Source organism: Ruegeria sp. HKCCD7181, from assembly GCF_057221055.1.
This window is the reverse complement of record NZ_JBWVBC010000001.1, coordinates 1-12,741: the sequence shown is the minus strand read 5'-3', so window position 1 is coordinate 12,741 and position 12,741 is coordinate 1. Positions and strand designations below refer to the sequence as shown.

At 56.8% G+C, this 12,741-nt stretch carries 9 protein-coding genes; 4 read left to right on the top strand and 5 right to left on the bottom strand.

The genetic code is table 11. The features are described 5' to 3' along the window. Positions 1-83: 83 nt before the first annotated feature. The 3 genes from AC2TCY_RS00045 to AC2TCY_RS00035 all read right to left on the bottom strand — a co-directional run bounded on the left by AC2TCY_RS00045 (position 84) and on the right by AC2TCY_RS00035 (position 4,400). The gene (locus tag AC2TCY_RS00045; protein ID WP_480844676.1) at positions 84-1,544 is read right to left on the bottom strand and encodes an AMP nucleosidase; all 1,461 of its coding nucleotides are present in this window, start codon (positions 1,542-1,544) and stop codon (positions 84-86) included. Next, complete coding sequence (gene ade / locus AC2TCY_RS00040; protein WP_480844675.1) at positions 1,541-3,343, bottom strand: adenine deaminase; 1,803 nt, start codon at positions 3,341-3,343, stop codon at positions 1,541-1,543. The genes AC2TCY_RS00045 and ade overlap by 4 nt, the downstream gene beginning before the upstream one ends. A gap of 175 nt (positions 3,344-3,518) precedes the next feature. Beyond that, entirely contained in the window at positions 3,519-4,400 is an 882-nt protein-coding gene (locus AC2TCY_RS00035) for a LysR substrate-binding domain-containing protein (protein WP_480844674.1), read from the bottom strand. Positions 4,401-4,523: 123 nt separating this feature from the next. Between AC2TCY_RS00035 and AC2TCY_RS00030 the strand changes: the two genes are divergently transcribed. Continuing rightward, the gene (locus AC2TCY_RS00030) at positions 4,524-5,279 is read left to right on the top strand and encodes a class II aldolase and adducin N-terminal domain-containing protein (protein WP_480844673.1); all 756 of its coding nucleotides are present in this window, start codon (positions 4,524-4,526) and stop codon (positions 5,277-5,279) included. 21 nt (positions 5,280-5,300) lie between these two features. Further along, positions 5,301-6,287: a sterol desaturase family protein gene (locus AC2TCY_RS00025; protein WP_480844672.1), complete on the top strand. Its 987-nt coding sequence runs from the start codon at positions 5,301-5,303 to the stop codon at positions 6,285-6,287. Between the two features lie 72 nt (positions 6,288-6,359). On the opposite strand, the gene AC2TCY_RS00020 is transcribed toward AC2TCY_RS00025, so the two are convergent. Continuing rightward, positions 6,360-6,992 carry a class I SAM-dependent DNA methyltransferase gene (locus tag AC2TCY_RS00020; protein ID WP_480844671.1) on the bottom strand — a complete coding sequence of 211 codons (633 nt, stop codon included), beginning with the start codon at positions 6,990-6,992 and terminating at the stop codon, positions 6,360-6,362. 87 nt (positions 6,993-7,079) lie between these two features. Between AC2TCY_RS00020 and AC2TCY_RS00015 the strand changes: the two genes are divergently transcribed. Further along, the gene (locus AC2TCY_RS00015) at positions 7,080-7,937 is read left to right on the top strand and encodes an SDR family oxidoreductase (RefSeq protein ID WP_480844670.1); all 858 of its coding nucleotides are present in this window, start codon (positions 7,080-7,082) and stop codon (positions 7,935-7,937) included. 187 nt (positions 7,938-8,124) lie between these two features. Here AC2TCY_RS00015 and AC2TCY_RS00010 read toward each other — a convergent pair whose 3' ends face one another. Beyond that, positions 8,125-9,753 (bottom strand): GMC family oxidoreductase, encoded by a 1,629-nt coding sequence (locus AC2TCY_RS00010; protein WP_480844669.1) that lies wholly within the window; start codon positions 9,751-9,753, stop codon positions 8,125-8,127. 409 nt (positions 9,754-10,162) lie between these two features. On the opposite strand from AC2TCY_RS00010, the gene katG reads away from it, so the two are divergent. Then, entirely contained in the window at positions 10,163-12,373 is a 2,211-nt protein-coding gene (katG, locus tag AC2TCY_RS00005) for a catalase/peroxidase HPI (RefSeq protein ID WP_480844668.1), read from the top strand. Positions 12,374-12,741 lie beyond the last annotated feature (368 nt).

Genomic DNA, 12,741 nt, shown 5'->3' with positions numbered 1-12,741 from the left:
CTCTAACGGGATATTGTGGGTGAACACAACGAATAGTAGCGTCGAAAACCCTAAAAATATGGGGAAATCGTTGCTTTTTTGCTTCAGAGAAAGGCCGTTTCGTCGAATGAACGCAATTTCCGGCTGTGTAACCGTTCCAACGGCATGCCGCGCAAGTGCTCCATAGCGCGTATTCCGATGGCCAGATGGCGGCTGACTTGCGTTGTATAGAAGGATGAAGCCATACCAGGCAACTTCAATTCTCCATGCAGCGGCTTGTCCGAGACACAAAGCAAAGTGCCGTAAGGCACCCGGAAGCGATAACCATTCGCAGCGATAGTGGCACTTTCCATATCAAGAGCAATCGCCCGTGATTGACTGAGGCGCTGTACTGGTCCCGACTGATCGCGCAGTTCCCAGTTGCGGTTGTCTACGGAAGCCACCGTGCCCGTACGCATGATCCGCTTGAGCTCGTACCCCTCCAGCTTGGTCACCTCGGCCACTGCCTGTTCCAAGGCCACCTGAATTTCGGCCAGCGGTGGGATCGGCACCCAAACCGGCAAATCGTCATCCAGCACCTTGTCTTCGCGCAGATAGGCATGGGCCAAAACAAAATCACCCAACGCCTGCGTGTTGCGCAACCCGGCGCAGTGCCCGACCATCAGCCAGGCATGCGGGCGCAATACTGCGATGTGGTCAGTGGCCGTTTTGGCATTCGATGGGCCGACACCGATATTGACCAGCGTAATCCCAGACCCATCCGCGCGTTTCAGGTGGTAAGTCGGCATCTGAGGCAGCTTCAACGGCTGTTCCAAGCTGGCTTCAGGCGCTGTGATCTGCACATTCCCGGTCGAGACAAAACTCGTATAGCCGCTGTTCGGATCCGCCAACTGCTCGCGTGCATAGGCTTCGAATTCCGAAACGTAGAACTGGTAGTTGGTGAACAACACGTGGTTTTGGAAATGGCTGGGATCGGTCGCAGTGTAATGTGCCAGCCGCGCAAGCGAGTAATCCACTCGCTGGGCCGTGAACAGTGACAGCGGACCCACTTCGTCTTCACTGCCGTGCACGCCGTTGACAATATCGTCGTTGGTCGTTGTCAGATCGGGGACATCGAATACGTCACGCAAAGTAAACCCCGCCGCTCCCTGATGCGGAACAACCAGATCGGGATTGTTGGCGACTGCGAAATGCACCGGGATCGGAGTATCCGAGGCGCCAATTGTCACTGGCTGGTCGTGGTTCTTGATCAGCAGGGCAATCTGTTGCGTCAGATATGATCTGAACAGATCGGGCCGTGTCACGGTTGTGGCATGGGTGCCAGGTTCGGATACATGTCCAAAGCTTAATCGGCTGTCGACTTGCGCATAGGACGAGGTTTTGATGCGAATTTCCGGGTAATAGGCTCTGAATCGCGCATCGGGTGTACTCTGCATCGCCTTGGCGAAGCTGTCGCACAGAAAACCTGTGGCCTGCTCATACAGCTCTTCCAGCCGTGCGACTGCGGCCTTTGGGTCGGTAAATTGTTCCGGTTCTGGCGCGTTGGGTGTTTTTATTATTGTCATGCAAGTGGTTCCAGAAGGTCTATCTTTTCAAATGTCCGCACATCTACCAGCCCGAGGTCCGAGATTCTTAATTCCGGGATCACGACCAGCGCCAGAAGTGAGTGCTGCATGTAAGCGTTGTTTAGAACACAGCCGCAGGCCTCCATGGCCTCGACCATATCTTGTGTCTTCGCGGCAACCTGCGCCGCAGGGCTATCGGACATCAGGCCAGCTATGGGCAATTCGACCAGTGCCAGCTCTTGCCCGTCCCGGAAGATGGTGATGCCGCCGCCCACTTCGGCCAGGCGATTGGCCGCCAGCGCCATTTGTTCGCGATCTGTACCTACAACGATCATATGGTGGCTGTCATGAGCGACAGTTGACGCCATCGCCATCCGGCCCTGATAGCCAAATCCCGAGACAAAGGCATTCGTGACCCCTCCGGTCGCGCGGTGCCGTTCTACCAGCGCAATTTGGCAAACGTCGCCTTCGCCCTCGACCAGTCCCTCGATTATTGGCAACTCAGCCTTAAGGGCCTTTGTTGGAGCCTGATTTTCCACCACACCGATCACGTTGGCCTGAACCCGGTTTGCCCCTGTGGGGGCTTCGATCTGGAAGTCGCGTGCGCTCAGTTCATGGCCCAGATGCACAGTGTTTCGTGCCGTATCAGGCCAGCTGAAATGGGGGCAATCTACGTTGATCTCTCCGTTTTCGGCGACGATCTGACCGCGGGCAATAACCGTCTCAATCGGCAGTTCTCTTAAATCCGACGACAATATTATGTCCGCCCGCCGACCAGGTGTGATAGAGCCGATCTCACGTTCCAGCCCGAAATGCGTGGCCGTATTGATCGTCGCCATCTGCAAGGCAACAAGTGGATCGCAGCCGCAGGCAATCGCGTGCCGTACGACCCGGTTCATGTGGCCATCATTAACCAGAGTCCCCGAGTGGCAGTCATCCGTACAAAGGATGAAGTTTCGCGGATCGAGCCCCTTTTCCGTCACAGCCGTGATCTGGCTTTCCACGTCATACCAGGCCGAGCCCAGCCGCATCATTGATCGCATCCCTTGCCGGACCCGCGCAATGGCGTCCTCTTCGCAAGTGCCCTCGTGGTCATCTGCCGGTCCCCCGGCCACATAGGCCGAGAAATCAGACCCTAAATCAGGGGAAGCGTAGTGCCCGCCAACTGTTTTTCCAGCTTTTTGCGTCGCGGCGATTTCGGCCAGCATCTTTGGATCGCCATTGATCACGCCGGGGAAATTCATCATCTCGCCCAGACCGATGATTCCGGGCCAAGCCATCGCTTCGGTGACGTCCTCCGGAGTGATTTCATATCCGGTCGTCTCCAGCCCTGGTGCCGAAGGTGCGCAGGAAGGCATCTGGGTAAAGATGTTCACCGGCTGCATCATCGCCTCGTCGTGCATCATTCGTACGCCGTCCAGGCCCAGCACGTTGGCAATCTCGTGCGGGTCAGTGAACATCGACGTTGTTCCGTGCGGGATGACGGCCCTTGCGAACTCGGCCGGGGTCAGCATTCCCGACTCGATATGCATGTGTGCGTCGCACAAACCGGGGATCATGTAGCCGCCGTTGGCCTCAATCACTTGTGTATTCGGGCCGATACAATGGCTTGCATCCTGGCCAACATAAGCGACGCGCCCCTCGGCAATCGCTATGTCGTGATCGGGCAGGGCCTCGCGGCTATGAACATTGATCCAAACCCCGCCACGAATGACCATATCAGCGACGTCGCGTCCGGCAGCGACGGCAATCAGACGGGGGGCGGTTTCGGGCCAGCTGGGGAAAGGTGTGTATTCCATGGCCCAACTTTCCCTAATGAAGAAAAAGGTTCAACCCCCAGAGTTAGCGTTATCATAAAACCATTATGATTGGCGGGCCGGCTGGATTGCTTCTCAGCACAGCGCGCCCGCGATGCCCGGCCTAGCCAGAGGAGATAGCTGAGAGAGCTTCGACGATGGGTGGGAGTACGTCGGCTTACGTCAATCGAGGTGTTCCCCGGCTGATTTCCGTTCTTATCCAATCGGCAAAGGTCACCGCTCCGGGAGTATCTTCGGCCTGAGGGGACAACAATAGGTAATAGGCTTCCGGCATAACAGCGCGATGCTCGAATGGGGCAATCAGGCGCCCCTGATCGATAAGATCTTGCGCGATCGTGTCGTGAGCAAGGCACAGGCCGCCTCCGGCCATCACTGCAGACAGGCAGACAAGATAGGTCGTAGCATAGGTTATACTCTGATTTTCCAATGTTAGACCCTGAGAATCAGCCCAGTCTGACCAGTTCGACATGAGGTTCGAGCAGTCAAACAGCGGATGCTGGTCAAGTTTTTCCAATTGTGCAGGGTAGTCCGGCGCGCAGACGGGATAATATTGGTCAGTCCTCAAGAGTTCGGTTCTCACAGTGTCCGCAGGTCGAAGGGAATACCGGATCTCGACTGATGCGCCCTCGGCCATTTCGCGGGGTTCCCACAATTCGGTAAAAATGTTGAGCTGGACGTTAGGGTGTTGCGCTCGAAACCTGGGCAGGCGAGGCGCCAGCCAATTGACGGCGAAGGTGAGGTTGCACTGAACTTGAACCGCATTTTGTTTGGCCCCTGTCACGGCCTGAGTTCCCCGGGCCAACGTCCGGAAGGCTTCGCGCACAACGGGCAGATAAGTAATTCCAGCCTCAGTCAGCTCCAGCACGCGGGGTCGGCGCAGGAACAATGGCTGGCCTAAATACCCTTCCAACGACTTGATTTGCTGACTGACAGCGCTCTGGGTCATGTTCAGATCACGGGCGGCGCCAGTAAAGGATAGGTGCCGCGCAGCAGCCTCGAATGTACGCAACCAGCCCAGTGGGGGAAGTGGATTCTGCATCTGCATAACTCAGCCATTAGTTCAGCTAATGGAATAGTTGCGTTTTTTTCGTTGGTCAAATGACGCGTCGATAGGCACGATTTGCGCAGAAGTAACCAAAACGCCCAATACAGGAGCCACGGGATGAGCGTCACCAACCTGCGCCCCAACATTGATCACTGGTCCAAACGCGTCGACATGGCGGCGGCCTTCCGATGGACAGAGCGACTGAACATGCACGAAGCGGTGGCCAACCATTTCAGCCTGGCCGTCAATGAAGAGGGCACGCAATTCCTGATGAACCCCAACCAAATGCACTTTTCGCGCATCAAGGCCTCGGACCTCTTGTTATTGGACGCAAATGACCCGGACGTCATGACCCAGCCCGGAGCCCCCGATCCGACGGCATGGGGGTTGCACGGCTCTATCCATCGGCATTGCCCACATGCCCGTTGCGTCATGCATGTGCATTCGATTTTTGCCACAGTTTTAGCCTCACTGGCCGACAGCAATTTGCCACCGATCGATCAGAACACGGCAACGTTTTACAACCGCTATGTGGTCGATGGCGCCTTTGGCGGGTTGGCTTTCGATAGCGAAGGAGAGCGTTGCGCCGGGATGCTGTCTGACCCGAAAAAGAAGGTCATGATCATGGGCAACCACGGAGTTCTGGTAATCGGCAGTGATGTCGGTGATGCCTTTAACAGACTCTATTATTTCGAGCGAGCAGCCGAAACCTATATCCGCGCGCTGCAAACTGGCCAGCCGCTGCGGGTATTGTCCGAAGAAGTCGCCGAGAAAACAGCACAAGAGCTGGACGAATATCCCGGGCAGGCCGAAGCGCATCTGCGCGAGATCAAGGCCGTTCTGGACACCGAAAACTCAGACTACGCAACCTGATTGCTGCAAAGAGTGCATGCTATGACAGATGTTCACGATCCCGAAACCGCCCGCTGGAATTACCGACCTGAGGGACCTGTCGGCCTGAATCCCCTGTTCAACTGGCCGCCGCGCCCTATGGCAGTCTTGCACTGGTACACTGGCGCCTGGCTACAGATAACGTCGCTGACTTTGTGCATGGTGCTGGCATTGGTGACCTATTTTGCCTTTCTCCCGCCGCTTGAAACAATGCAGAGCTTCGCTCCTGGCTGGGTGTTTCGAATCTGGCTTTTGAACATGGTGCCTCAGATCCTGATTGCGGGGGGGCTTCACTGGTGGCTGTACATGCGAAAGGGGCAGGGCATGTACAAGAAGTTTGACCGGCGTGATCTGACCCGGGAAAATGGTACATTCACATTCCGCAATCAGGTGCTGGACAATATCTGGTGGACATTGGGCAGCGCGATGACCGTGGCGACCGTTTATCAGTGCCTGATCTACTGGGCGATGGCCAATGCCTATGTACCGGTGGTCACCTGGGCTGCTGCACCCGTCTGGTTTGTTGCCTGGATGGTTTTCATTCCCATGTGGTCAGGGCTTCATTTCTATTGGGTGCATCGTCTGGAACATCACCCAAGGCTGTATAAACATGTCCATGCCGTGCATCATCGCAACGTCAACACCGGCCCGTGGTCCGGGATTTCAAATCACTGGTTCGAGAACCTGCTCTACTTCACCACCTATTTCGTCCACCTGGTTATCCCTTCCCATCCTCTGCATCTGCTGTTTCACGCCTATTTCCAGCAGATCAGTCCGGTTCTGTCCCACTCGGGGTTCGAAAAGCTGAAAGCCGGGAATACAGACGCTGCACGGGCAGGGGATTTCTTTCACCAGCTGCATCATCGGTATTTCGAGTGCAACTATGGCACGTCGGAAATCCCTTTCGACAAGTGGTTCGGAACTTATCACGATGGCTCGGCCGAGGCGACGACCCGTACGCGAGCTTTCAAAAAACAGATGTACACGTAAGTGCGTGCGCCCCTTGTGGGGCCACGTTACCGCGTTTGGAATGCACAGTAATAGGCTCTGATCCGCTCGATCTCAGGATTTTTCAAACAGAGCGATCAGGGCCTCATCATCCTTGTTCGGACCAGCGGCGAGGTTTCCGTAGATGCGGACGCGGGTCAGGGTCAGGTTTTCTATCTGGCCGGCTTCCATCCGGTTCAGGGCGTCGGAAAATCCAAGCGTCTCGTAGTGGCTGGCATTGATCGACACGGCAAATTGCGCGCCGGGTCGCGCCACGCGCAGAAGTGCGGGGAAAACACCTGGCCCGAGATGGCCGTGCGTGAACGTGCCAGATGATACGACACCGGCATAGCTGTCGCGCGGCACCGGCAAGCCCTGATGCAGGTCGACTTCTATCGCGTCCCGGTAGATGTCTTTGCGCATGGCCTCTTCCAACATCTCTGCACTGATATCGGCTGCATCGATGGGGCCTACGCCCAGCCCGGCCAGTACAGCGCCGCAAAGACCGGTACCGGCGCCAACATCCAGTACGGGACCCTGCCCACCGGCACCGACAAAGGCGCGAGCGGTGTGGATGTGCAGCTGATAATCTTCCAGTGCCGCAAACCCCTCGTCGTAATCGCCAGCCCACTCGGCATAGAGACGTTTGTTGTCCTCGGGCGTTTCCAGCGCGTAGGCAGCTTTTATGTTTGGCTTCTTGTCACTCATTCATGCATGAAGGCGCATCCTGGGATTCGAATCAAGTGCGTCCATCCGGCGCTTGCATCCTGGCGCTGGGCGGACCATCAAAGGGGCATGACAGGCACTCTTTTTTCTTTCGGACATGGATATTCGGCACGAGCGTTGTCGCGCCAACTCGCCCCGCAAGGCTGGCAAGTGATTGGAACGACCCGGGATGCCGGACAATTGGAAATCATTCGCGATTCGGGTGCTGAGCCGCTGATTTGGCCCGGATCGGTCCCCAATCTGGACGGTGTAACCCATCTGTTGATCTCGACCGCACCAAATACGGCAGGCGATCCGGTTCTGGCCGAACTGGGCGATTCAATTGCGGCACGAGCCAAGCAATTCAAATGGGTTGGGTATTTGTCGACCACGGCCGTCTATGGTGACCATCAGGGGGCCTGGGTCGATGAAGCAACTCCGCCGGCCCCAACAGCCGAGCGCGGGCGCTGGCGCGTCAAAGCCGAGACGCAGTGGGCGGATATCCCCGATCTACCCCTTCACATTTTCCGTCTGGCCGGAATCTACGGCCCCGGGCGTGGCCCGTTTTCCAAGCTGCGGCGCGGAGGGCTACGCCGGATCATCAAGCCGGGGCAGGTGTTTTCACGCATTCATGTGGAGGACATCGCACAGGTTCTGGCCGCGTCGATGAAGCGCCCGAATCCGGGTGCGATCTACAACGTATGTGATGACGAACCTGTACCGCCGCAGGATGTGATCGGTTACGCTGCGGAACTGCAGGACTTGCCGCTGCCGCCAGCCGTCCCATTCGAAGAGGCGGACATGACCCCGATGGCGCGCAGCTTTTATAATGAGAATAAGCGGGTGCGGAATGAACGGATCAAGTCCGAACTGTGTGTCACGTTGCGCTATCCGAACTATCGCGTCGGGTTGGAAGCGCTGATGAAGGATCAGGCCAGCACCTCCTGAGTATTAACCCAAACTCGGAAGGGTTCGAGCGTTTAGATTATTCGGTGTCTATTCCGACCATGCTCAGGTATTTGATTTCCATGAAATCATCGAGGCTGTTGCGCGAGCCTTGGCGGCCATACGAGGTATGGGCCAGAGCGAAAAGATAGCATTGAGTGATCCTTCACCAATTGCAGCCAGCCAGACATCACGCGGCTGGAATGCTGTCCTCAAGGATCATGTCAGCGGCTTTTTCGGCAATCATCATTGTGGGTGCGTTCGTGTTGCCAGACACGATTGTGGGCATGACTGACGCATCAATTACCCGCAAGCCTTTGACACCATGGACGCGCAGGGCCGGGTCGACCACCGCCATGCCATCCGCTCCCATCTTGCAGGTGCCAACCGGGTGATAGATGGTGTCTGCCCGGGCGCGGATGTGCTGTTCCCAATCCGCTTCCGTTTGCACTGTGTCAGTCCCAAACAGCTCTTTATGTCTGAACTTTGCCATCGCCGGAGCTTGTAGAATGTCCCGCATGATCCGTGCGCCTTTGATCGTTGTGTCCAAATCGCGGGGGTCCGACAGGAAATTGGGATCAATGGCCGGTGCTGCCACCGGGTCGGCACTGTGTAGCGAGACAGAGCCGCGGCTTTCCGGGCGCAATTTGCAGACATGGCAGCTGAAACCATAGCCCATATGCAGTTTTCGGGCATGGTCATCGACTACCGCGACGGTGAAATGTAGCTGAATGTCCGGCCGATCCAGATCCGGCGACGTTTTCAGAAAGGCTGCGCCCTCGGCGAAAGGCGTGGCGGCCATCGACACACCAGTTTTGCGCCAGCGCCGAAGGTGACCCAGGAATTTGACAGCGCCGACCGGGCCGATCCCGAACGTATCCGTGTCTTTGGTTTTGTATGCCAGAGTGAAATCCAGATGGTCCTGAAGGTTCTGCCCTACGCCGGGCAGGTTGTGCCGGACCGCGATGCCGTGCCGGGAAAGCTCAGCGCCATCACCAATACCCGACAATAGCAACAGCTGCGGTGACTTCAGCGCACCTCCACAAAGCAGAACTTCTCGCCGTGCGGTAATTGAGATGTCTCGACCTTTGCTGCCTTTGCGATAGACGATCCCAGTAGCGCGCTTGCCGTCCAAGGTAACCCGCTGCACGTGGGCGCCCGTGATTACGGTCAGGTTGGGCCGCTTCATGACCGGAAACAGGAAAGCTGAAGCAGCCGAGCACCGTTCGCCATTGCGTGCCGGGTCGTGAAATTGAGTGACTTGATAAAGACCAGCTCCTTCGTTGTCGCCCTGATTGAAATCGTCAGTTCGGCGGTGCTGCATCTGAGTTGCGGCCTCGACGAAGGCTTGGGAGATCGGGCGCGGCGCTTTCTGGTTGGAAACCTGAAGGGGGCCTGCATCCCCGTGAATGTCATCCGCCCCGCGTTCGTTGTTTTCCGAGCGTTTGAAATAAGGCAGGACGCTATCCCAATCCCAACCTTCGCAGCCCAGCTCGGCCCAGCCGTCATAGTCTTGACGCTGGCCACGTATATAAAGCATTGCATTGATCGCGCTGGATCCACCCAGTGCTTTGCCGCGCGGCTGGTATCCCTTGCGCCCGTTCAACCCCGGCTGGGCGATAGTTTCGAAGACCCAGTTGTTGATTTTCGGGCGTCCCGGCAGCATCGCCACGACGCCGGCGGGCATCCGCACCACAAGGTTGTCACCCCGTCCACCGGCCTCGAGAAGGCAAACGCTGATTCTGGGGTTCGCGCTCAGCCTGTTGGCCAGCACCGATCCGGCGGAACCGCCCCCGACGATCACATAGTCAAACTCCATCCCCGTCCTCTTTACTGACTTGCGCCTGTGAGTGTGCCGCGGCGGGTGGCGGTGATTACTGTGGTGACCTTACTCAAAGAAATACAGTCGTATTGCCAGGTGCCGGGTGGAAACGTCACGTCAATTTCTGCCAGCGAGACAACGCTGTAGAGGGGAGTTTGGATCATAGTTTTAAGTTATGATAATGATCTAAAAACAAAACTTATTTGCATGACTTTGATTTGCTACATTCGTGTCAGCCAAGAAGAACGAGTCGCCAATGCATTCCTTCCGGAAAATTGCCGAGATCGCAGTTGCGCCTTTGGGGCGCATTTTAGGAATACGTCAGAAAAACTTAGCCTTCTTGTATCAGAGTTCACCCCAGATTTAACCGCGCGAGCAAAGACCTCAGTCAGGATTGGAGATTGAAATGGATGGAAGCGACAACCCGAACTCGGGCAAATGCCCAGTAATGCATGGCGCGGCAGGCGGTCAGACGATTCGCGACTGGTGGCCCAACCGACTGAATCTTTCGATCCTGCATCAGCATGGAGTGGCCTCGAACCCGATGGGCGACGCGTTCAATTATGCGGAAGAATTCAAAAAGCTGGACCTGAAGGCCCTGAAAGACGACCTGTATGCGCTGATGACAGACTCGCAGGATTGGTGGCCAGCAGATTACGGCCACTATGGCGGCTTGTTCATCCGCATGGCTTGGCACAGCGCCGGAACCTACCGCACGGCTGACGGTCGCGGCGGCGGTTCGACCGGAAACCAGCGCTTTGCGCCGCTGAACAGCTGGCCGGACAATGGCAATCTCGACAAGGCCCGCCGCCTGTTGTGGCCCGTCAAGCAGAAATACGGCAACCAGATTTCCTGGGCCGACCTGATGATTCTGGCAGGCAACTGCGCCATTGAATCGATGGGCGGAAAAACTTTTGGCTTTGCCGGTGGGCGCGAAGACATCTGGGCGCCCGAAGAAGACATCTATTGGGGTACCGAGACCGAATGGTTGGCGCCTACTGACAATCCCAATAGCCGGTACTCTGGGGACCGTGATCTGGAAAATCCTCTGGCCGCCGTCCAGATGGGCCTGATCTACGTGAACCCAGAAGGTCCTGATGGAGAGCCGAACGTGCTGGCCTCGGGCCGCGACATTCGTGACACCTTTGGCCGGATGGCAATGAATGACGAGGAAACCGTAGCGTTGGTCGCAGGGGGTCACACTTTTGGCAAGGCGCACGGCGCCGGTGATCCGGAACTGGTCGGGGCCGAGCCCGAAGCAGCCCCGATCGAGGAGATGGGTCTGGGCTGGATCAACAAGTTCGGCAGCGGCAAGGGCGACGATACTACCACCAGCGGCATTGAAGGTGCATGGACCGCTAACCCGATCAAATGGGACAACGGCTATTTCGATCTGCTGTTCGGCTATGACTGGAATTTGACCAAAAGCCCCTCGGGTGCCTGGATTTGGGAGCCGGTCGGCGTGAAAGACGAAGACATGGCCCCGGCTGCGCATGATCCGTCGAAAAAGGTCAAGACCATGATGACCACCGCTGATATGGCGATGCGCATGGATCCGATCTATGGCCCGATCTCGAAGCGCTTCCACGAAAACCCAGATGAATTCGCCGATGCCTTTGCCCGCGCGTGGTTCAAACTGACCCACCGCGACATGGGTCCGCGCTCGCGCTATCTGGGGGAGGAAGCGCCAGACGAAGAACTGCTGTGGCAGGATAACGTTCCCGCTGTTGATCACGATCTGATCGATCAAGCGGATGCAGCAGAGCTGAAGGCGCAAATCCTGGCCTCAGGACTGTCGGTTTCCGAACTTGTGTCAACTGCATGGGCCTCGGCCTCGACCTACCGTGGATCAGACATGCGTGGCGGGGCAAACGGCGCGCATGTCCGCCTTGCTCCACAAAAGGACTGGGATGTCAACGAACCGCTGAAACTGTCCAAAGCGCTGGGTGCATTGGAAGGCGTCCAAAAGGCGTTCAATGACGCGCAGTCAGGCAATAAGAAGGTATCTCTGGCTGACGTGATCGTCCTGGGTGGCGCCGCGGCGATTGAGAAAGCAGCCAAAGCCGCCGGTCATGATGTCGACGTTCCCTTTGCGCCGGGTCGTACTGATGCTTCGCAAGACCAAACGGATGTTGACTCGTTTGCCGTGCTGGAACCGATCGCAGATGGTTTCCGCAACTATCAGCGTAAGGAATACAGTGTGTCCCCGGAAGAGCTGCTGGTTGACAAAGCCCAGCTGCTGACCTTGTCGGCGCCCGAGATGACCGTCCTTGTGGGTGGTATGCGCGTTCTGGGCGGCAACTTCGGCGACAGTCAGCACGGCGTGTTCACAGATCGCGTAGGTGCGCTCAGCAACGACTTCTTCGTCAACCTGCTCGATATGGAGACCGAATGGAAACCATCGGCAGAGGGTAATGGCGTCTACGAAGGCCGAGACCGTGCCACGGGTGACGTCAAATGGACCGGGACACGCGTCGATCTGGTTTTCGGTTCGAACTCGCAATTGCGGGCACTGTCAGAAGTCTATGGCCAGAACGATGCTGGCGGCAAATTCGTCTGCGACTTTGTCAGTGCCTGGAACAAGGTGATGAATGCGGACCGCTTTGATCTGAGCTGAGCTACTTGCGCTTCACAAGCCTCCAAGTCGCCCCGATCATTGTATCGGGGCGACTTTTTCATGGATGATCTGCTTTCCTCCGGCGTCGGCAACCCCGTATTGAACGCGATTCCGTAAAAGGGCCTTCAAAATAACTATTGGACATCGGCGTGTAGCATTGATCAGAGGATTAATTTCCCGGCAATGTTTCCTTAATTATCTGTTTTTAAATGATAATCAAAGAAACTCAGACGAAATGTGAAGTTTTTTCAAAATGGGGGTTGCAGGTGCAGAATGTAATCCGTAAATACCCCTTCACCGGCGCTGCTGAGGCGGTGCTGACACGCTGGCGAGACGGCGGGACGGGCTGGAGAGACGGTCGGACGCAT